The 20,601-nt window shown below is 64.9% G+C and carries 15 protein-coding genes and 2 tRNA genes; 4 read left to right on the plus strand and 13 right to left on the minus strand.

Going from position 1 to position 20,601, the window contains the following annotated elements:
- Window positions 1–221 precede the first annotated feature (221 nt).
- Window positions 222–1,544: an NAD(P)/FAD-dependent oxidoreductase gene (locus ROR02_RS12015; RefSeq protein ID WP_147164271.1), complete on the minus strand. Its 1,323-nt coding sequence runs from the start codon at window positions 1,542–1,544 to the stop codon at window positions 222–224.
- Window positions 1,545–1,865: 321 nt separating this feature from the next.
- Here ROR02_RS12015 and ROR02_RS12020 point away from each other — a divergent pair, with 321 nt between their 5' ends.
- The 4 genes from ROR02_RS12020 to ROR02_RS12035 all read left to right on the plus strand — a co-directional run bounded on the left by ROR02_RS12020 (window position 1,866) and on the right by ROR02_RS12035 (window position 6,002).
- Window positions 1,866–2,969 (plus strand): polyamine ABC transporter substrate-binding protein, encoded by a 1,104-nt coding sequence (locus tag ROR02_RS12020; protein ID WP_147164272.1) that lies wholly within the window; start codon window positions 1,866–1,868, stop codon window positions 2,967–2,969.
- A gap of 77 nt (window positions 2,970–3,046) precedes the next feature.
- On the plus strand, window positions 3,047–4,213 hold the full coding sequence (locus ROR02_RS12025; protein WP_147164273.1) for an ABC transporter ATP-binding protein: 1,167 nt from the start codon (window positions 3,047–3,049) through the stop codon (window positions 4,211–4,213).
- Complete coding sequence (locus ROR02_RS12030) at window positions 4,210–5,166, plus strand: ABC transporter permease subunit (protein ID WP_147164274.1); 957 nt, start codon at window positions 4,210–4,212, stop codon at window positions 5,164–5,166. Before ROR02_RS12025 ends, ROR02_RS12030 begins: the two co-directional genes overlap by 4 nt.
- On the plus strand, window positions 5,163–6,002 hold the full coding sequence (locus ROR02_RS12035) for an ABC transporter permease subunit (RefSeq protein ID WP_147164275.1): 840 nt from the start codon (window positions 5,163–5,165) through the stop codon (window positions 6,000–6,002). The genes ROR02_RS12030 and ROR02_RS12035 overlap by 4 nt, the downstream gene beginning before the upstream one ends.
- Window positions 6,003–6,143: 141 nt before the next feature.
- Here ROR02_RS12035 and ROR02_RS12040 read toward each other — a convergent pair whose 3' ends face one another.
- The 12 genes from ROR02_RS12040 to ROR02_RS12095 form a co-directional block, all read right to left on the minus strand.
- Window positions 6,144–6,872 (minus strand): formylglycine-generating enzyme family protein, encoded by a 729-nt coding sequence (locus ROR02_RS12040; protein ID WP_246135525.1) that lies wholly within the window; start codon window positions 6,870–6,872, stop codon window positions 6,144–6,146.
- A 191-nt stretch (window positions 6,873–7,063) separates the two neighbouring features.
- The gene (locus tag ROR02_RS12045) at window positions 7,064–8,185 is read right to left on the minus strand and encodes a DnaJ domain-containing protein (protein ID WP_147164277.1); all 1,122 of its coding nucleotides are present in this window, start codon (window positions 8,183–8,185) and stop codon (window positions 7,064–7,066) included.
- A gap of 10 nt (window positions 8,186–8,195) precedes the next feature.
- A complete protein-coding gene (locus ROR02_RS12050; protein WP_147164278.1) occupies window positions 8,196–8,717 on the minus strand; it encodes a hypothetical protein in 522 nt (173 codons plus the stop codon).
- 92 nt (window positions 8,718–8,809) lie between these two features.
- Window positions 8,810–8,885: transfer RNA gene (locus ROR02_RS12055), tRNA-Val, on the minus strand.
- 93 nt (window positions 8,886–8,978) lie between these two features.
- A complete protein-coding gene (locus ROR02_RS12060) occupies window positions 8,979–9,251 on the minus strand; it encodes an HU family DNA-binding protein (RefSeq protein ID WP_147164279.1) in 273 nt (90 codons plus the stop codon).
- Window positions 9,252–9,609: 358 nt separating this feature from the next.
- Window positions 9,610–12,003, minus strand: coding sequence for an endopeptidase La (gene lon, locus ROR02_RS12065; protein WP_147164285.1), 2,394 nt, complete (start codon window positions 12,001–12,003; stop codon window positions 9,610–9,612).
- Between the two features lie 176 nt (window positions 12,004–12,179).
- Entirely contained in the window at window positions 12,180–13,448 is a 1,269-nt protein-coding gene (gene clpX, locus ROR02_RS12070; protein WP_147164280.1) for an ATP-dependent Clp protease ATP-binding subunit ClpX, read from the minus strand.
- 239 nt (window positions 13,449–13,687) lie between these two features.
- Entirely contained in the window at window positions 13,688–14,350 is a 663-nt protein-coding gene (clpP, locus tag ROR02_RS12075) for an ATP-dependent Clp endopeptidase proteolytic subunit ClpP (protein ID WP_147164281.1), read from the minus strand.
- Window positions 14,351–14,610: 260 nt separating this feature from the next.
- Complete coding sequence (tig, locus tag ROR02_RS12080) at window positions 14,611–15,948, minus strand: trigger factor (RefSeq protein WP_147164282.1); 1,338 nt, start codon at window positions 15,946–15,948, stop codon at window positions 14,611–14,613.
- A 133-nt stretch (window positions 15,949–16,081) separates the two neighbouring features.
- Window positions 16,082–16,166 (minus strand) — tRNA-Leu (locus tag ROR02_RS12085).
- A 195-nt stretch (window positions 16,167–16,361) separates the two neighbouring features.
- On the minus strand, window positions 16,362–17,867 hold the full coding sequence (locus ROR02_RS12090) for an aldehyde dehydrogenase (protein WP_147164283.1): 1,506 nt from the start codon (window positions 17,865–17,867) through the stop codon (window positions 16,362–16,364).
- Between the two features lie 125 nt (window positions 17,868–17,992).
- Entirely contained in the window at window positions 17,993–20,200 is a 2,208-nt protein-coding gene (locus tag ROR02_RS12095) for a sensor histidine kinase (RefSeq protein WP_147164284.1), read from the minus strand.
- Window positions 20,201–20,601: the final 401 nt, after the last annotated feature.

The following is a 20,601-nucleotide window of genomic DNA, read 5'->3' on the forward strand; positions in this document are numbered from 1 at the left end:
TCTGGAATCGGAGCGCCGGGCACGGAAAAAACAACCCCATGCCAGGACCCCCTCCGGGGTCCCGGCGCCATATTCCCTCCCGACGAGCGGAGGAAGGGGACCCGCACACGTCGGGAGGCCGGGCCAAGGGTCTCCGGTTACCCCTGACCCGGAAGCTGAAGACAAACCCCCTCTCGGGCTTCCATCGGAACCTCTTTCCGAAAGGGGGGGGCGAAAGGAGTTCAGGCCGCGGCACGCTGGGCGCGTTTATAGTCCCGGTCGGCCTTGATATCCTGGAACCACAACCGCGCCATTCCCAGCAGCACCGTGGGCGCCCCCAGGCGGTCCGGCATGGGGAACGGCTTGTGGGGCACGCGGGCCACCACATCGAAGCGGGACTCGGTTTCGGTGACCACGCCCGCCATCATCGCGCCGGCCTGACTGGCCAGGGCCACGCTTTGTCCCGAAAAACCCTGGACAAACAGGACGTTGCGCTCGATTCGCCCGAAGTGGGGCAGACGGTTGCGCGTCACCGACACCGGCCCGCCCCAGGCATGGGTGATCCGCATGTCCTTGGGCAGCGAAGGGAAGAAGCCCTTCATCGCCTCAAGCAGCGGATAGCGCATGTTGAACGGATCGATCCGGGCATAGGTGGCAATGCCGCCGAAGAGCAAACGGTGGTCGGGGGTGCGCCGGAAGTGATGGGGCGCGATCGCCAGATCCATGACCCCTTCGTTGCCCGGAATCAGCGCCTTGGCTTTTTCCTCGCCCAACGGTTCGGTGGCGACGACAAAGGTGTTGACCGGAAGGGCGGTGGGGGCCGGGGCCTGGCCGCGCTCGGCCAGGAAGGCATGGCCGGCCAGAATCAACCAGCGCGCGCGTACCGACCCGCGCGGCGTCGTCACCACCACGTGGTCGGCCTTCTTGGTGCCATGCCGAAGGTAGGGGGTGTTTTCGTGGAAAACCACGCCCTTGGCCGCAGCCGCCCGCGCGAGGCCCAGGGTGTACTTCAGGGGATTCAGGTGGCCCGCGTTGGGATCGCGCACCGCCGCGCCCACCGCCCGGGAGCCCAGGGCCTTTTCAATGGCCGAGCGGTCCAGCCACTCCAGCCCGGTGAGTCCGGCGGCTTCCCACTGCCGGGCCAGGGCCTTGAGGGCTTCCGCGTGGCGGGGCTTGGTGCCCACGCGCAGATGGCCGTTCATGACCAGATCGCAGTCGATCCCCTGTTCGCTGATCAGGGCCTGGGTGGTTGAAACGGCTTCGTGCCCCAGTTCCCACAGCACCCGGCAGACCTCGGGGTCCAGGCCACCCTCGCCGGGCATGGGCGCGGCGGCGTAGGTCCCCATGACCTGCCCCCCGTCTCGTCCCGACATGCCGAATCCGATGCCCTGAGCCTCCAGCACCCGGACCGAAAGACCCTTCTGGGCCAGTCGCAATGCCGCCACGCAGCCAGTGATGCCCGCGCCAACGATACAAACGTCGGCCTCGACCTCCCCTTCAAGCGGAGGATAAGCCTCGACCAAAGGAGCAGTGTCTGTATACCAGCAGTGAGGGGTTCGGATCATGGGGCATCTTTTCCATGTCAACACGGGTGGATGACCGTTCTTTTACCACAAGATGCCTCCCTTCGCCATGTTCCATCCCGCCAAAGCGTGCTTCCCTGGATCGGACTTAAGGCGGGCGCTCGCGCGGGGTGCCACACGATTATCTGTTGCCAAGGGCCCAGCTTTGTCTATCAGTTGCCACACGCCGCGGCTGGCCCCCCGCCCGTCGGACCTTCCCGCGAGGAGCCTTTTTCGCCTTGCGGGACGACGGACGCCTGTCGGCGGTTCTGATGAACCCTTGGACATTACCCCTTTAAATCGTCACATAAGGAGAAGGTCACGATGGCGTCCACGCTTTTGCGCGCCCTGGCGGGCGTCTCCCTGGCCGCCCTGGTTGCCGGTCAGGCCGTCGCCGAGGAAGAGAAAGTCCTTAATGTCTACAACTGGTCCGACTACATCGCCGAGGACACCCTGGCCAAATTCCAGGCGGAAACCGGAATCCGGGTGAATTACGACGTCTACGACAGCAACGAAATCCTGGAATCCAAACTTCTGGCCGGGTCCTCGGGCTACGACGTGGTGGTCCCGACCAGCGACTTCATGGAACGCATGATCAAGGCCGGGATCTTGCGCCCGCTCGACAAAAGCAAGCTGCCCAATCTTTCCCACATGGACCCGACCTTGATGTCCCGGGTCGCCGCCAACGATCCCGGCAACGCCCACGCCGCGATTTACATGTGGGGAACCAATGGCCTGGGCATCAACACGGCCAAGGTTCGCGAAGTCCTGGGCCCGGACGTGCCGCTTGATTCGCTGGATCTCCTGTTCAAGCCCGAATACGCGTCCAAGATCGCTCAGTGCGGGATTTACGTGCTCGACAGCGCGTCGGAAGTCTTCGCCGTGGCCCGCAACTACCTGGGCCTGCCCGCCGACAGCCACGATCCCGCCGACATCGAGAAGGCCACGGCCTTGTGGATGAGCGTGCGCCCCTACATCCAGAAGTTCCATTCATCCGAGTTCATCAATGCGCTGGCCAACGGCGATATCTGCATGGCCTTCGGCTATTCCGGCGACCTCTTCCAGGCCAAGGCCCGGGCCGAGGAAGCCAATAATGGCGTGCATATCAGCTACATCATCCCCAAGGAGGGGTCCTTGATGTGGTTTGACATGATGTCCATTCCGGCCGACGCCCCCCATCCCGACAACGCCCACGCGTTCATCAACTTCATCATGCGCCCGGAAATCACGGCCGCGATCACCGATTATGTCTGGTACGCCAACGGCAACAAGGATTCCCTTGATCTGATCGATCCGGCGATCCGCAACAATCCCGAGGTGTATCCGCCCAAGGCCGTGGCCGACAAGCTGTTCGTCCAGACCGCCGTGGGGCCCGAGCTTGAGCGTCTGCGCACCCGTGCGTGGAACAAGATCAAGACCGGCATCTGATTTCGCCCTTATCCCTTCGGACACCGGCACCGGCGGCGCGGGCCGTCGGTGCCCTTTGCCACAGGAGAACCGGCCCCATGCCGGACCAGACGAAACCCGCAACCGACCGCCCGGTCAAGCATCCGCCCGACCTGCCCGGCTGCACCAAGAAGCTGGGGCCGCCGATCGTTGAAATCGAAAGCGTTGTCAAGAAGTTCGGCGATTTCACGGCGGTTGATGGCGTCTCCCTCGATATCTTCGAAGGCGAGTTCTTGTGCCTGCTGGGGGGCTCGGGCTGCGGCAAGACCACGCTTTTGCGCATGATGGCCGGCTTCGAGCAGCCGACCAGCGGCCGGCTGCTCATCGACGGCAAGGACATGGCCGGGGTGCCGCCCTACGAGCGTCCGGTCAACATGATGTTCCAGTCCTACGCCTTGTTTCCGCACATGACGGTGGAACAGAACATCGCCTTTGGCCTGCGCCAGGACGGCATGCCCCGGGCCGCCCGCGCCAAGCGGGTCGCCGAAATGCTGGCCCTGGTCGAGCTGGAACGGTTCGCGCTGCGCAAGCCTCATCAGCTTTCCGGCGGCCAGCGCCAGCGCGTGGCCCTGGCCCGCGCGCTGGCCAAGCATCCGCGCGTGCTGCTGCTCGACGAACCCCTGTCGGCGCTCGACAAGAAACTGCGCGAGCGCACCCAGCTTGACCTGGTCAACATCCAGGAACGCACGGGCATCACCTTCGTCGTCGTCACCCACGACCAGGAAGAAGCCATGACCATGGCCGACCGGGTGGCGATCATGGACCAGGGATGGATCGTTCAGATCGATGCGCCCCAGGCCATGTACGAGTACCCCAACACCCGGTTCGTTGCCGAGTTCTTCGGGGATGTCAACATGTTCGAGGGCGTTCTTGAGGAGGACGAACCCGACCATGTGCGCATCCGCTCCGACGAGCTGCCGGTCCCCATTTTCGTGGGCCATGGCATCAGCGGGCGCGAGGGGGCGACCGTGTGGGCCGCCTTGCGTCCCGAGAAGCTGACCTTGTCCTCCGAGCCCCCCAACCAGCCCCACAACTGGGCCGAGGGCGTGGTCAAGGATATCGTCTACCTGGGCTCGACCAGCACCTACATCGTCGAGCTGACCAGCGGCAAGCGGGTGCGCTCGACCATCGCCAACCATGCCCGCGATGTCGAATGGACCATCACCTGGGAAGACCGGGTGTTCGTTTCGTGGACCGCGCGCAGCCCGGTGGTGGTGACGTCATGAACGCCCCCGCCCCCGTTTCCTTGCGGCACCGCGTGAACCAGGCCCGCCTGCGCCTTCAGGCCAGCGGACAACGCCTGGTGATCGCCGTGCCCTTCGGGTGGCTCTTGCTGTTCTTCCTGCTGCCCTTCGCGCTGGTGCTCAAGATCTCGTTCGCCGAGTTCCGGATCGGTATTCCGCCCTTCACCGATCTTGTCACGTTCACCGATCAGGCCTACCTGCGCGTCACCCTGGCGTTCTCCAACTATCTTCGCATGGTGGAGGATCGCCAGTATCTGGTTGCCTATCTCAATTCGCTGCGCATCGCGGGGGGGTCCACCCTGATCGCGCTGCTCATCGGCTATCCCATGGCCTATGCCATCGCGCGCGCCCCCAAGGGGCCGCGCGCCGTCTTGCTGTTCCTGGTCGTCTTGCCCTTCTGGACCTCGTTCCTGATCCGGGTTTACGCCTGGGTCGGCCTGCTCAAGGGCAACGGGCTGATCAATGCCGCCTTGCTTTCCCTGGGGATCATCGACCAGCCCCTGCTGATCGCCGGCTCCGACTGGGGCGTTCACATCGGCATTGTGTATTCCTACCTGCCGTTCATGATCCTGCCGCTATACGCCACGCTGGAAAAACTCGACCCCAGCTTGCTGGAAGCCGCCCACGACCTGGGATGCCGGCCGTGGAAGGCGTTTCTCACCGTCACGCTGCCCTTGTCCATGCCGGGGGTGATTGCCGGGTGCATGCTGGTGTTCATCCCGGCGGTGGGCGAGTTCGTCATTCCCGAACTGCTCGGGGGCGCCGATACATTCATGATCGGCCGCGTATTGTGGAACGAGTTCTTCTTGAACCGGGACTGGCCGGTGGCCTCGGCCGTCGCCGTGGTCATGCTGGTGCTGCTGGTCGCGCCGATCATGCTTTTCCAGCATCTGCAAAGCCGCGAGGCCCCCGCGAAAACGGAGGCCCGCCCATGACCAGCTGGCGCCGCAATGGTTTTTTGATCACCGCCTTGGGGTTCGGCTTCGCCTTCCTGTACGTGCCGATCTTCCTGCTGATCTTGTACTCGTTCAACGGCGGCCGGCTGGTGACGGTGTGGGCCGGCTTTTCCACCAAATGGTATGGCGAACTGCTGCACAACGAGCAGCTTCTGGGCGCCGCCTGGATTTCGTTGCGCATCGCCGTGACCACCGCCTCCTTCGCCACCGTGCTGGGCACCATGGCCGCGCTCGCCATGGTGCGCTTCGGGCGGTTTGGGGGACGCACCTTGTTCTCGGGCATGCTGTCGGCGCCGCTGGTCATGCCCGAGGTCATTACCGGCCTCGCCTCCTTGCTGCTGTTCGTGTCGATGGAGCGGCTTCTGGGCTGGCCCGAGGGACGAGGGGTGACCACCATCACCATCGCCCACATTACCTTTTGCACCGCCTACGTGGCCGTGGTCATGCAAGCCCGCCTGCAGGACATGGACCGCTCGATCGAGGAAGCGGCCATGGACCTGGGGGCCCGGCCGCTCAAGGTATTTTTCGTCATCACCATTCCGGTCATCGCCCCCGCCCTGGTCGCCGGCTGGCTGCTGTCGTTCACCTTGTCCCTGGATGACCTGGTGATCGCGAGCTTCGTGTCCGGGCCGGCTTCGTCGACCCTGCCCATGGTGGTGTTTTCCTCGATCCGCCTGGGCGTCAGTCCGGAGATCAACGCGCTTGCCACGCTTCTCGTGGTCCTGGCCACCGTGGCCATCGCCGCCGTGGGCTGGTTGCAGGTCCGCCAGGAGCGCCTCTCCACCCGGCTGGCTCAAGGGGCCGACGCGGATTAGGGTTTGTCAGGGAAAAGGGGACACCGCTTTTCCCTGGCAAACGCACGCAAAGAGATCTGGAGTCCGTCCGCTTCAGCCGGAAACGGACGGACGCCAACCCCGGCACGGGGAAGTCCTGCCGTCGCCAGGTCGTTTCCTTTCTCACCGTGTCCTTTCGGGCGATTCCGCCTCGGGGACGACGCGGCGCGGTTCGCGCAACACCCTGAACCCCACCACGTAACTGCCGACCGCCCCCAAGGTGCGGGCCCGCGCCTCCGAACGCGACAAGGCCGGAATGTAGTACCAGGCCCCGCCGCGCATGGCCCGGGCCGCGCAGTCGGAGGCCTGGGTCACCGCGTGCCCGTCCGGGGCATGACCAAGCAAGGTGGGGGTCCAGCAATCGGCCACCCATTCCCACAGATTGCCGTTCATGTCGAAAAATCCCCACGGGTTGGCCGGATAGGTGGCGACCGGCGCGGTGCCCCGGTTATCCCAGGGGTCCGTGGTGCAGTGCCGGCAATTGACCTGACGCGGCCCCAGGGTTTCCCCAAACCACCAGGCCGACGTTGTCCCGGCCCGGGCCGCGTATTCCCACTCCGCTTCGCTGGGCAGCCGGTACAGCCAGCCCGTGCGCCGGGAAAGCCAACGGGTGTAGGCCACGGCGTCGTCCCACGACACGTTCATCACCGGACGGGTGCCCCTGCCCCATCCGTGATCGTCCTGGCCTCCCGCGCAAGCGCCATCGTCCACGCACGCCTGCCATTCGTCGAAGGTTGTTTCGGTGCGGGCCAGCGCGAAGGGCCGGCTCAAGGTCACGGCCAGCGGCGGGCCCGATTCCTTGCGGCCGGTGGCCGAGCCCATCACGAAGGACCCCGGCCGCAGGGGAATCATTTCGGGGCATGCCGGGCAATCCCGAAAGGGCGGGCCCGCGACCGGCTCCTCGCCCCGAACCGGCGGCACGCCTCCCGCCACAAGCAAAAAAAGGAAAAACCCCCGAAGACCGGTTCGCGAACGCCCCCCGTGGCCTTTTCCCGCACGCATGCCAAGGCCTCCTTCCCATGCGACTGCTGGCGAAAGACCCCTCAGCGCACGGGCCCGGGGTCGCCCAGGGCGCGCAAGGGCCGCACGTCGTCCTGGGGGACATAGCCGACCACTCCTTGCGCCGTGATCACCCGCACCCATTCGCCCGTGGCGCCGCTCTCCAGCACCAGGACGAACGTATTGCGTTGCAGTATCGCCAGGGCGTCGAATTCCATTCCCGGCGCGGCGCGCACGGCGGTTGTCGGCGCCGACACCGCGTAAACCCGGCCGCCCTGCGCGGCCACCGAGGGATCGGCCAGCAGAACGCCCGGGGTTGGCGGGGCGACACGCTCAACGGCTTTGCGGCCAGCGGGCTCTCCCGCTCCGATATCGCGCAGCCAGGGCAACGCGATCAGGAAAGCCATCAGCACCATGCTGGCCGGCAGAATGATCTGAAGCCAGAATCCGGCTCCGGGGCGCCGCCAAACGTCCTTGAGACGGCGGGCTGGCATGTCGCCCCCCACCGCGTTGATCAGGCGGTCAGCCACGGCCCGCTCGCGCGAGGACCCGGCCATGTCGCGCGCCGTCACCGCCAGATCATAGGCCAGATCGCGCTGGCCATGGCTGAGAAAGGCCTGAGCCTGCCCCAGCAACAGGGCTGTGTTTTCCCGCCGGGGACGCATGCCACCGCGCAGATTGATGCCCAAGGCGATAACGGTGTGAAACGGTCCCGAGGGAAACGCCCACCAGCCCCGCATCCAGCAATGCAGGCTGGCAAGCAGCGCGGTGCGATCGGCGCAGCGACGGCAGTACACCCCCGAAATGGATTCGTGATGCGGCCGCCAGCGTCGTGCGGTGACCTTTTCAAAAATGACGTAGCGAGGCTGGGCGGTCACGCGGCCGCACGCCGTGCACGCGCGCAGGGAAGGCCCCGTCGAAGCCCGGGTTGCCTGAGTCGTTCCCCCCCCCCGGTGGTACGCTTGGCGGGCCATGGGGTCGGAAAGAACGCGGTAAGCGTCGCTTAGAAGCTGAAACTCCGCAACGGCATTCGGGCTTGGATTGCGATCCGGATGCAGCTGCATCGCCTTGTCGCGATACGCCCGCTTGACCGCCTGGAAGCCGGCTCCGGGGGGAAGCCCCAGAACCCGATAATACCCTTTCGGATCGGAAATCGCAGACGCCATGATCCGCCGTTTACCGTTCTCGTGCCCCCGGCGAGGGGATCGCCCCACCGGGCACGCTGCCGCGCCAAAGAGGTTGGTGGTCCTCGATCATCACCCGATGGGGAGCGCCATCCGCCCCTTCCATGCGAACGCTGACCCGGGCCCAGCGCGGCACCAGTTCGTTGCCCACGTCCTCGATCACGGCCAGCGCCATGTCCTCGGGTCCCGGCCAGCGCCAGCGTCCCAGCCCGTGGAGATAGCGCCGAAACGCGCCCGGGTCCAGCACGACCCGATCCGGCACATAGGCGAGTTCGACAACCGGCGGCGGGCCACCTGGTTCGAGCAACGGCCCGTGGCCTTCCAGCACGACCAGGAAATCACGCCGAAGCGCGGGATTGGGCCGCCCCTCCAACGCGGTGCGCCGACGAACCTCGTCGCCCCCGTCCGGCGGCCCGGACGACTGGGAAAGATCGGAAAGAAAGGGAAGCCCCCCCTTCTTCGCGTCCCCCTCCCTGTCGCGGCTGGTCCGACTCGTGAACGGACGGAAACGCACCCTTTGACGTCCTCTCTCGCGAACGTTTCTGCCCCCTCCCCGAAGCGAATGGGGCCCCAACCGGTCTTGCGGGTGACGGCCGGCAATGGGAATGGTGGGCGGTGACGGGTTCGAACCGCCGACCTTCTGGGTGTAAACCAGACGCTCTTCCAGCTGAGCTAACCGCCCCCCCTGCCGCCAGGGCTCCCGAAGGAAAATCGTCCCGCTTGAACAACGGGCCGGCGTTCCCTCCGGTGAACGCCCCTCGGCTCGTTGTCCTCGTTAGTTCAAGGCATCCTTCAACATCTTGCCGGGCTTGAATTTCGGTTGATTCGAAGCCGGAATGGCGATGATTTCGCCCGTGCGCGGGTTGCGTCCTTCCGAAGCGGCGCGCTTGGCCACCAGAAAAGTCCCAAACCCGACCAGACGCACTTCCTGGTCTTCCTTCAAGGCCGCGGTGATAGCCTCGAAGACGCCGTCAACGGCCCGTGCCGCATCGGTTTTCGACAGATCGGCTCGCTCGGCGACAGCGGCGATCAGATCATTCTTGTTCACAGGATAATCCCCTCATCATAGCAAACGTGAACCGACGTGACTGGCCGCCCCCCTTGGAAGAGTCAGGGGACGAACACTAGAGCGCGTCTCTTGACTCCGTCAAGGCCCGCAGGCTCATTCCGATCCCTCAAGCCAAAACAACGCCCCCGCCCCCGCTTTCCCTGACGGCTCTTTCACCCGCCGCCAGGGGTCCGCCGGCGCCAGAACGTTGTTTCATTTTCGAAAGAAATCCCCTTCGATGTCACAAGGGGCGTGTCCTCGTGCCTGGGGCTTCGAGCGCGCGGGCCGCACTCAGTGGGCCACGACACGCTCTTAGCGTTACAGGCAAATTCAAGATTTGTCCATCTGTCGACGCGGATCAATGGGTCAGGACGTCCGCGTCTCCTTCCTTGCTGCCCTCGGGCGCGGGGCCCGGACCCGGCCCGCCCTCCTCGTCGGGCTCGGTCCAGTCGATGGGAATCAAGCGACTGACCAGGGCCCGCTCCAGAACCTCGTCGGCGTGGCTGACCGGCACAATGGTCAGGCCCCGTTTGACGTTGTCGGGAATTTCGGCCAGATCCTTTTCGTTGTCCTTGGGGATCAGAACCGTGGTCAGGCCGCCCCGCAGCGCTGCCAGCAACTTTTCCTTCAAGCCACCAATCGGCAAGACCCGCCCGCGCAAGGTGATTTCGCCGGTCATGGCGATGTCCCGGCGGACCGCGATCCCGGTCATCGAGGACACGATGGAGGTACACATGGCGACGCCGGCCGACGGACCATCCTTGGGCGTGGCGCCTTCGGGCACATGCACATGGATATCGCGCTTTTCGAACAAGGTCGGCTTGATGCCATAGGTCACGGCCCGCGAGCGCACGAACGACCGCGCGGCCTGGACCGATTCCTTCATCACGTCGCCCAACTGGCCGGTCAAGGTCACCTGCCCCTTGCCGGGCATGATCACGGCCTCGATCGAAAGCAGTTCACCGCCCACCTCGGTCCAGGCAAGGCCGGTGGTCACGCCCACCAGATCCTCGCGTTCGGCCTCGCCGTAGCGGAACTTGCGCACGCCCGCGTACTTTTCCAGGTTGGCCCGCGTCACCTTGATGGCGGTGCGCGATCCCTTGCGCAGCAGGATTTCCTTGGTGGCCTTGCGGGTCAGGTTGGCCAGTTCGCGTTCCAGGCTGCGCACCCCGGCCTCGCGGGTGTAATAGCGGATCAGATCACGCAGCGCGTCGTCCGAGATCGACCATTCGCCCCGGCGCAGGCCACTGGCCGTCACCTGCTTGGCGATCAGATGGCGCCGGGCGATCTCGACCTTTTCATCCTCGGTGTAGCCGGACAGGCGGATGATCTCCATGCGATCCAAAAGCGGCTGGGGCATGCGCATGGAATTGGCCGTCGTCATGAACATGACGTCGGACAAATCGTAATCCACCTCCAGGTAATGGTCGTTGAAGGCGCTGTTTTGCTCGGGGTCCAGGACCTCCAGCAGGGCCGACGAGGGATCGCCGCGCCAATCCGCGCCCAACTTGTCGATTTCATCCAGCAAGAAGAACGGGTTGGACGACTTGGCCTTGCGCATCCCCTGGATGATCTTGCCGGGCATCGAGCCGATGTAGGTCCGGCGGTGGCCGCGAATCTCGGATTCGTCGCGCACGCCGCCCAGCGAAACCCGCACGAAATTACGCCCCGTCGCCCGGGCGATCGACTTGCCCAGCGAGGTCTTGCCCACGCCGGGAGGCCCCACCAGGCACAGGATCGGGCCTTTGTTGCGGGTGGTGCGCAACTGAACGGCCAGGTATTCCAAGATGCGGTCCTTGACTTTCTCCAGGCCGTAATGGTCGGCGTCCAGGACCGCCTGCGCCGCCTTCAGATCCTTCTTGGTGCGGGTGCGCTTGGCCCAGGGCAGGCCCAGCATCCAATCCAGGTAATTGCGCACGACGGTGGCTTCCGCCGACATGGGGCTCATGTTGCGCAGCTTCTTCAGCTCGCCTTGCGCCTTTTCGCGGGCTTCCTTGCTCAAGCGGGTCTGGGCAATCCGCTCTTCCAGCTCGGAAAGTTCGTCGCGGCCATCCTCGGTTTCGCCAAGTTCCTTCTGGATCGCCTTAAGCTGCTCGTTCAGATAGTATTCGCGCTGCGTCTTTTCCATCTGACGCTTCACGCGGCTGCGAATCTTCTTTTCGACCTGAAGCAGGCCGATTTCCGATTCCATGTAGGCGTAGACCCGCTCCAGGCGTTCCGCCACCGATTCCAGTTCCAGCAGTTCCTGCTTGTCGGAAATCTTCAAGACCAGGTGCGAGGAAACCGTATCGGCCAGCTTGGCGGGGTCCTCGATCTGGTTGACCGAAACCAGCACTTCGGGCGGAATCTTCTTGTTCAGCTTGATGTACTGCTCGAACTGGGTCAGGACCGAGCGCATGAGCGCTTCCAGTTCGTCGTCATCGGTCCCGGAATCGGTCATGGGTTCCGCTTCGACTTCAAAAAAGTCCTCGCGCTCGGTATAGCGCAAGATGCGTGCCCGCTGGCCGCCCTCGACCAGGACCTTCACCGTGCCATCGGGCAGGCGCAGCAGCTGCAACACCGTGCTGACCGTGCCCACCCCATGGATATCCGTGGGTCCGGGATCGTCGACGGTCGCGCTTTTTTGGGACACGAGAAGAATCTGTTTGTCCTCGCGCATCACTTCTTCCAACGCGCGCACGGACTTTTCCCGCCCCACGAACAAGGGCACGATCATATGCGGGAAGACAACGATGTCCCGCAGCGGCAGCATGGGATAAGGTGCGGAACCGGTGCTCACCAGGAGATCCTTTCTCGATCAATGCCTGGGCACCCCGGAAGACAAAGCGGCGCCGCCGGTGCCCAGACAAGACGTCTTATGAAAAGGGTGGGAACGGACGACGAACCGATCAAGGGAGGGGGAACGACCAAAGCCGTTCCCTCAAGCGCCTACGCGCTGGTCCCGTCGACGGAGGCCCGCTGGTCCGAGTAAATGAACAAGGGCTTGGAGCGGCCATCCACGACTTCCTTGTTCACCACCACTTCCTCGACTCCGGCCAAGCCCGGCAGGTCGAACATGGTGTCAAGCAGAATGCCTTCCATGATGGATCGCAAGCCCCGGGCGCCGGTCTTGCGGGCAATGGCCTTCTTGGCAATCCCGCGCAAGGCGTCTTCCTTGAAGGCCAGATGAGTGCTCTCCATCTCGAACAGCTTCTGATACTGCTTGACCAGGGCGTTCTTGGGCGAGGTCAGGATGTCAACCAGCGCATCCTCGTCCAGATCCTCCAAGGTGGCGAGGACAGGCAAACGGCCGACGAATTCGGGGATCAGACCGTATTTCAGCAGATCCTCGGGTTCGACGTTGCGCAGCACATCGCCGGTACGGCGGGTTTCCGGGGCCCGCACGTCGGCGCCAAAGCCGATCGACGATCCCTTGCCCCGGGCCGAAATGATCTTCTCCAGCCCCGAGAAGGCCCCTCCGCAGATGAACAAAATGTTGGTGGTGTCGACTTGCAGGAATTCCTGCTGCGGGTGCTTGCGTCCGCCCTGGGGAGGCACCGAAGCCACCGTGCCTTCCATGATCTTCAAAAGGGCCTGCTGCACCCCTTCGCCCGACACATCCCGGGTAATCGACGGGTTATCCGACTTGCGACTGATCTTGTCGATTTCGTCGATATAGACAATGCCCCGCTGGGCCCGCTCGACGTTGTAGTCCGAAGCCTGAAGCAACTTGAGGATGATGTTTTCCACGTCCTCGCCCACGTACCCGGCTTCGGTCAGGGTGGTGGCATCGGCCATGGTGAACGGCACATCCAGAATGCGCGCCAGGGTCTGGGCCAGCAGCGTCTTGCCGCAGCCGGTCGGACCAATCAACAAGATATTCGACTTGGCCAGCTCAACGTCGGAGTTACGCCCGACGTGGGACAGTCTTTTGTAGTGATTGTGAACGGCAACCGCCAGCACCTTCTTGGCGTGGGACTGTCCGATCACGTAATCGTCAAGCACCTGCATGATTTCCCGAGGCGAAGGAACCCCGTCACGCGATTTGACCAAACTGGTCTTGTGCTCCTCGCGGATGATGTCCATGCACAGCTCGACGCACTCGTCGCAAATGAACACCGTCGGACCGGCGATGAGCTTGCGTACCTCATGCTGGCTCTTTCCACAAAAAGAGCAGTAGAGGGTGTTTTTCGAGTCACCGCCTGACGCCTTCGACATATCGAAAATACTCCCTATCGTCTTCCGCAGCCCAACCTGGCCGATGTATTGTCGGCGCCTCGAAAAGGCAAGGCCCCGTCATGCTGCACGGTGGTCCAGCCCCTTGATCCGGAGAAGGAGGGGACGCAGGCGGCCGCACTCGGAACACCACCGGTCATGTTATCCCCTCCTCCGCCCGCTGCCCAGTCCAAAAACCGGTGTCGACGGGCCGGAAAAAGCAAGAGCCTGGCCCCGCCAGATCAGGTCTTCGCGCCGTTTCCGGCGTCGTCGCCCTCGGCGGACACTTCCGGACGCGTTTCGATGACCTCGTCGATCAGGCCGAAATCCCGGGCCTCGCTCGCGGTCATGTAGTTGTCGCGGTCCATGGCCCGTTCAATGGTTTCCAGGTCCCGGCCCGTGTGACGCACGTAAACCTTGTTGAGCCGCTCGCGCAGCGCAAGAATCTCGCGCGCCTGAATTTCAATGTCCGCCGCCTGCCCCTGGAACCCGCCCGACGGCTGGTGGATCATGATGCGGGCGTTGGGGGTGGCAAAGCGCTTGCCTTTCTCCCCGGCGCACAGCAGAAGCGACCCCATCGAGGCCGCCTGACCGATGCACACCGTGGATACGGCAGAACGAATGTAATGCATGGTGTCGTAAATTGCCATGCCGCTTGTCACCACGCCACCCGGCGAGTTGATATAAAACGCGATGTCCTTGGTGGGGTTTTCCGATTCCAGGAACAGGAGCTGCGCGCAGATCAAACTGGCAACCGAGTCCTGAACGGCGCCGGTCAGAAAGATAATCCGTTCCTTGAGAAGACGGGAGTAAATATCATACGCCCGTTCCCCCCGGTTCGTTTGTTCCACCACCATGGGAACGAGGGTATTGTTGAAAACTTCAATCGGATCGCGGTCACGCATGTTGGCTCTCGCTGGTCGTGGGGTGCGCGGGGGAGTGCGCTTCCCTACATAGGACGGCAACCCCGTCCCTGTCCAGGCCCGCGCCCTTTCCCGAGGAAAGGAAGAGCCCCCAAGCCTGCCCGCTCGCGCGCGCGCCGGGCCCCCGGGCACCGGAAACGGGACCCCTTCCCGGCGAAGCAAGGACCGGCGAAGCAAGGACCGCTCCCGCGCGCGCAATCGGCGCGCGCCCGGAGCGGCCCCGCCCCTTCCCTTGCCCGATGTCAGGCGTCGGTGTCGGAGGCCATCGCTTCCTTCAAGGCCTCGATGGTCATCGGAGTTTCGGTCACCGAGGCCATCTCCAGGATGAAGGCGCAGACCTTATCCTCGAAAACGGGAGCGCGCAGACGCTCGATCGCTTCCTTGTTGGTCCGGTAATAGTTCAGCACCATGGCTTCCTGTCCCGGGAAACGCCGCATTTCCCGCGCCAGGGCCTTGTTCAGGTCCTCGGGCGCCACCGTGATCTTGTGGCGCACGCCGATCTCGCTCAGCAGCAGGCCCAGGCGCAAACGGCGCTCGGCGATCGCCTTGTAGTCCGCCCGCAGCTGCTCTTCGGACTTGTCCTTGTCTTCCTCGTCCAGGTGGCCGTGCTCGCGCGCCTCTTCCACCTGCTTCCAGATGGCCTCGAACTCCTGGGTCAGCAAGCCCTCGGGAACCGGGAACGTGCTCATGTCGGCCAGGGCATCAAGCAAGCGGCGCTTGACCCGGTTCGAGCAAACCTCGTCGTACTCGCCTTGAATGCTCTTGCGGATCTCGTCGCGCAGCTGATCAACGGTTTCCAGGCCGACCTTGGCCGCCAGGGCGTCGTCAACCTCGGGCAGGGCGCTGTTCTCGATCGCGTTCACGGTCACGTCAAACACGACCTCGCGCCCGGCCAGGGTCTCGGCCGGATACTCGGCCGGGAAGGTCACGGTGACGGTGCGCGCCTCGCCCGCCTTGGCTCCGATCAGCTGTTCCTCGAAGCCCGGCACGAACATGCCCGAGCCCAGTTCCAGCCGGAAGGCCTCGCCGCTGCCGCCCTCGAAGGCCTCGCCTTCCAGGCGGCCCACGAAATCGATCACCACCGTGTCGCCCGACACCGCCTCGGCGCCCTCGGGGGCCGGCGCGAAGGCCTTCATGCGCTTGCGCAGGTCCTCGATCGCCTCGTCGAGGGCCGCGTCGTCCACGCTCACGGTCTCGCGCGACACGGTGATGGCGGCGAAATCCGGATCGGGAACCTCGGGCAGGGTCTCAAGAGCCACCAGGAAGGAAACATCCACGCCTTCGCCGATCTCCGATTCCACGGTGATCTGCGGCTGAAGAGCCGGACGCAACGAGCGCTCTTCCAGCGTCGCGCGCACCGCGTCCTGCACGGCCGCTTCCAGCACCTCGGCCAGGACGCTCTGGCCGAAGCGCTTGCGCATCATGGACATTGGCACCTTGCCAGGGCGGAAACCGGGCAGACGCACCTGTCCTTGCAGTTCTTCCAGCCTCTGGGCCGACCGCGCGGCGATGTCGGTGCCCGGAAGGACGATCCTGTATTCCCGCTTCAGGGACTCGTTAACGGTTTCGGTGACCTGCATCGACGGTTCTCTCAAGCCCTTGACTGTTGAAAAAAGGACAAGCCCCAGCCGCGTCCAGGCGGTGGGGCATGCCCTTGACGTGTGCGCGGAACGACGGCCAGACGGACGGACCCACCCCGGAAGGGGCTGAATTTGGTGCGGGCGGAGGGATTTGAACCCCCATGGCCAGGGCCACTGGAACCTAAATCCAGCGTGTCTACCAGTTCCACCACGCCCGCCCTTCGTCTCCGACGGCAAGCGCGCCTTATCCCATAGTCCGCCGCCGCGCGCAACTCCTTTGCTCGCCCTTGCGCCGGGGCAAACGCCCCCTCCCAAAACAGAAGCGGGGCGTTGCCGGGCCGGGCCGGCCCTGTTCAAGGCCCTGTTTGGTTCTGAGTCAAACCAACCTCGGGGAAGCGGGGCCCTGGGGGGCTTTACCCCGCCTCCCCCAATCTGACCCAGGTTGTTTTCAGTTCCGTGTACTTTTCCAGGGCATGCAAAGACTTGTCCCGACCGATCCCCGATTGCCGGTATCCTCCGAACGGCGTGGTCATGTCGTCGGTGTCGTAGCCATTGACATACACCACGCCCGCCCGCAGCGCCGCCGCCACCCGGTGGGCCTGGGTGAGGTCATCGCTCCACACCGCCGCCGCCAGGCCATACTCGGAGTCGTTGGCCACCCGCACCGCCTCGGCGGCATCCTCCACCGCGATCACCGACAGCACGGGGCCGAAGATTTCCTCGCGGGCCACCCGCATGTGGTTTTGCACCCCGGTGAGAACGGTGGGTTCCAGATAGGCGCCTCCCGCGACCGGATGGGCCCGCCGCCCGCCACACAGCACCCGGGCTCCTTCCGAGCGGCCGGTGTGCACCCACTCCAGCACCCGCCCGGCGTGGCCCTCGTCGACCAGCGCGCCCATGCGGGTGGCGGGGTCGAGGGGATCGCCCGGCTGCCGCTCGGCCGCGACCTGACGCACGATCTCCACCACCCGGTCATGCACCGCGCGCTCGACGATCAGGCGCGACCCGGCGGTGCACACCTCGCCCTGGTTATAGAAAATCGCGTCGGCGGCGGTGCGCGCGGCGTGCTCCAGGTTCCGGTAGCCCGCCAGCACCACGTTGGGGCTTTTGCCCCCGCATTCCAGCCCGACCTTCTTGAGGTTGGACTGACCGGCGTATTGCATGATCAGCTTGCCGACGGCGGTCGATCCCGTGAAGAACACCCCGTCGACATCCGGATGAAGCGCCAGGGCCCGGCCCACGGTTTCCCCGAAACCGGGCAACACCGACAAGACCCCCGCCGGCACCCCGGCCTCCAGGGCCAGCTCGCCCAGGACCAGGGCGCTGAGGGGCGATTGCTCGGCCGGCTTCAAGATCACCGAGTTGCCGGCCGCGAGCGCCGGCGCCACCTTCCACGCCGCCATCAGCAGCGGAAAATTCCAAGGCACGATCGCCGCCACCACCCCCAGGGGTTCGCGGGTAATCAAGGCCAGGTCGTCGGGCCCCGTGGGCGCCACCTCGCCATACGTCTTGTCGAGCGCCTCGGCATACCAGCGAAAACAGCCCGCCGCCGCGCGCACGTCGATGCTCAGGCTGTCGCTGATCGGCTTGCCCATGTCCAGGGTCTCGATCAGCGCCAGACGCTCGGCCTGTTCCGTCAGCAGCTCCGCCAGCCGCGACAAAACCCGCTTGCGCCGGGCCGGGGTCTGGCGCGACCAGCGGCCATCCCCGAACGCCGCCCGCGCCTCCCGGACCGCCCGGTCCGCGTCCGGGGTGTCGCAGGCCGCCACGTCGGCCAGCCAGCGCCCGTCAATCGGGCTCACGCACGCAAACGTTTCTTCCGAATGCGCCGCCACCCGCCTGTCCCCGATCAGGGCATGACCTTCAAAACGGCTTTGGGCGGCGCGGGCGTGCCAGTCGGGGGCGATCGGGTGGGGCATGGGAAAGGATCCAAAGGCTGGGCGCGTTCCCCCCGGAAGACCACCAGAGAACGGGCAAAGGGCAGAGGACGGGGTGAAAACGCGCGACACGGACAACAACGAAACCGGGAAGATCCCCCCTCGGTTCAGGTCGATCCTGACGGGACCCCGGAACGGGACGACAGTGGTGCCGGGGGAGCAAGGGCGATCATCGGCGTTTCCCCCGTCATGACGCCAGCATTCCCCGGATCGAGGGGAAAAGTCAAAGTCACCGTGGTTCCAACCCCCGGCTGGCTTTCCAGCGTCAGGCTGCCCCCGTGCAAGGTCATGATGCGTTGAGCCAGCGACAGCCCCAGGCCGGTCCCCTCCTCGCGACGCGACATCGAAGCACCGTGAACCCGTTCAAAGGGTTGCAAGGCCATGATCATCTGCTCGTCGGTCATCCCCACGCCGGTGTCCGTCACCGTGATGCGATGGCCGGCCTCGTCGCACAGGCTGCTTAGGGTGACCGATCCCTGCTGAGTGTATTTGATGGCGTTCCCAACCACGTTGAACAACACCTGACGAAAACGCAAAGGGTCCAGGGACAAGGGGTGATGGCACCAGACCTGATTATTCAAGGCAAGCCCCCTTTCCACCGCTTTTGGCGACAGAACAGAGACGACTTCCTCGACAACCGGCGCCGGCATCACGGTAGACAGGGACAGGTCGAACTTTCCCGCCTCTATTTTTGCAAGATCAAGGATTTGATTAATGATCTCAAGGAGATGGCGCCCGCTTTTAAGAATGAGCTGCGCATATTCGTCATAATGGTCGGGGAGTGGGCCCAGGGCTTGCAGGTGCATGGCATCCGAAAAGCCGATGATGGCGTTCAAAGGCGTCCGCAGTTCGTGGCTCATGTTGGCCAGGAACTCCGATTTCGCCCGGTTGGCGCTTTCCGCCTTGTGCAAGGCTTCAACCAGCAAGCGCTCGCTGGCCATGCGCTCGGTGATGTCACGCAAGGTCAGGACCAGGGTATCGGCACCAAGGGGGGCGGTTCGCAGATCCACGTCGCGCACCGCGCCATCCTTGCACACCAAGGACCAGGAAGCCGGCCGTGGCTCGACCAGGGGGGCCGGCGGCACGGAAGCCCTGGTGGCGGTCGCCGTCCCGGAAGGGGGGGCCTCCCCCGGCCGGGCGAACCGGCTGGAGGCCTGGCCGAGGACGTCGCATGGCTCGTATCCGCTCAAGGCGCAGAATGTCGGATTGACCGAAACCACCCGCCCCTCGGCGTCCAGGATCACCATGGCGTCGGCCGAATTCGCGAACACCCCTTGCGTCAGCGACAAAAGACGAAGCCGGTGCTCCAGCTTGGTGCGGCGGACCAGTTCGCCACCGACCTTCGCGCCAACCGCCAGCAGGCCCAGCAGGGCCCCGACGTCCCACAGCAGCAGGGCGCGGTCCCCCTTCAGCCACGACAGCACGGTCCCCTGGCGCGACAGGGCCACCAGAACCGCGACCGGGTAGCGGGCCGACAACCGGAACAAAACCTGCCCCTCCCAGTCCGGATCCCGGGAACTGGAGGTTTTTTCAGGCAACACCCCCTCTTCTCGCCCGCTGCTCAACACGCGCAACAGCGTCAGGGCCGGGGCCACGGCCCGCGCCTGCTGCTCCTGGGCGAACGAAAACAGGGGAAGGCCATCCAGGCGCGACAGCCACACCATGCCCGTGAGCCCCAGGGCGGCGGCATCGGTGAACGTCGCAAAGGCCAGGGGGTTCAAGGCGCCAATCACGCTGATGCCCCCGTCCAGATGAACCGCGACCGGAAGCAGACGCTGGGAGGACGAATCGGAAAGCCCCCCCTTGAGCGGAAGGAACCGGCCCGGGCGCTCCCGCCCGATCACCAGCCCCCGCGACAGGGCCCGTGGCCCGCCGAAGCCCGCCCCGGCCCTTTCCAGGCTCTCGCCCGGGGTCGGCACGACATCGAGTGTGGCAAGGTCCAAGATCCGTCCTCGCGACCGCCCGGTGCTGTCGGCAAGGACCCGGCCGTGTCCGCGCTCGACCACCACGATCTGACGAATATGGGGCGCGAAAACCCCGGCCCCCTGCAAGGCGGCGGCCAGGGCCTCGTCGCCGTTTTCGCTGACGCGGGCGCGCACCGCCTGCTCCCCAAGGGCAAGCAGCGCGGTTTCCGCCGATTCCAGGGTATGAGTCAGGGTGTTTTCCAGCATCGCCGCCAGCAGGCGAGCCTGGGCCACCTGCTGGCGTTCCGAGGCCCGGTAGTGGACCAGCAGCGTCAGGCCGAACAAGACGACGACCAACAGGGCGAAAAGCCCACCGATCACCTTAACCGATTGACGTTGCCCGAATTTCATGGCTCCGGTCTTGGTCCGCCCTGTCTGGGTGCCTGTCGCGTCTTTCTCGAAAAGGAGAGATGTCTCGTCGACGCCCCCTTCCCAGGCTTTCTTCGCGGGAACGCCGTTCATGGTCTCTCGCCTGTGCGGGGTGTCCACGGGGATGACGGAGGTTTCACGGCTTCCGGCGCCGGGGTCCTCCTCGTGAGAAGGTTCCCTTGTCGAAGGAGCCTTGCGCCTCCCTCGTCCGGTCCCGTTGTGAAACCATGCCCGTGCCCGAAAGACGCCGCACTCCTGTCCCTCGCGCGGGAAGGATCATAAGCCAATTCCCGCCTTGATGCACCGTTTTGGAGAGATCTTCCCAGGGCAATCGGGTGAACCGATTGCCCTGGGGTTTTTTCGATGCCCTCAAGCGCCGGGCG

Origin of the sequence: Pararhodospirillum oryzae, from assembly GCF_007992075.1 — a bacterium.
Classification (GTDB): domain Bacteria; phylum Pseudomonadota; class Alphaproteobacteria; order Rhodospirillales; family Rhodospirillaceae; genus Pararhodospirillum; species Pararhodospirillum oryzae.

What these genes read in the sequence shown, in the direction of transcription:
- ROR02_RS12015 (WP_147164271.1), bottom strand. Translation starts at nt 1,544, where the DNA reads ATGATCCGAACCCCTCACTGCTGGTATACAGACACTGCTCCTTTGGTC.
- ROR02_RS12020 (WP_147164272.1), top strand. Translation starts at nt 1,866, where the DNA reads ATGGCGTCCACGCTTTTGCGCGCCCTGGCGGGCGTCTCCCTGGCCGCC.
- ROR02_RS12025 (WP_147164273.1), top strand. Translation starts at nt 3,047, where the DNA reads ATGCCGGACCAGACGAAACCCGCAACCGACCGCCCGGTCAAGCATCCG.
- ROR02_RS12030 (WP_147164274.1), top strand. Translation starts at nt 4,210, where the DNA reads ATGAACGCCCCCGCCCCCGTTTCCTTGCGGCACCGCGTGAACCAGGCC.
- ROR02_RS12035 (WP_147164275.1), top strand. Translation starts at nt 5,163, where the DNA reads ATGACCAGCTGGCGCCGCAATGGTTTTTTGATCACCGCCTTGGGGTTC.
- ROR02_RS12040 (WP_246135525.1), bottom strand. Translation starts at nt 6,872, where the DNA reads ATGATTCCCCTGCGGCCGGGGTCCTTCGTGATGGGCTCGGCCACCGGC.
- ROR02_RS12045 (WP_147164277.1), bottom strand. Translation starts at nt 8,185, where the DNA reads ATGGCGTCTGCGATTTCCGATCCGAAAGGGTATTATCGGGTTCTGGGG.
- lon (WP_147164285.1), bottom strand. Translation starts at nt 12,003, where the DNA reads ATGCTGCCGCTGCGGGACATCGTTGTCTTCCCGCATATGATCGTGCCC.
- clpX (WP_147164280.1), bottom strand. Translation starts at nt 13,448, where the DNA reads ATGTCGAAGGCGTCAGGCGGTGACTCGAAAAACACCCTCTACTGCTCT.
- clpP (WP_147164281.1), bottom strand. Translation starts at nt 14,350, where the DNA reads ATGCGTGACCGCGATCCGATTGAAGTTTTCAACAATACCCTCGTTCCC.
- tig (WP_147164282.1), bottom strand. Translation starts at nt 15,948, where the DNA reads ATGCAGGTCACCGAAACCGTTAACGAGTCCCTGAAGCGGGAATACAGG.
- ROR02_RS12090 (WP_147164283.1), bottom strand. Translation starts at nt 17,867, where the DNA reads ATGCCCCACCCGATCGCCCCCGACTGGCACGCCCGCGCCGCCCAAAGC.
- ROR02_RS12095 (WP_147164284.1), bottom strand. Translation starts at nt 20,200, where the DNA reads ATGAAATTCGGGCAACGTCAATCGGTTAAGGTGATCGGTGGGCTTTTC.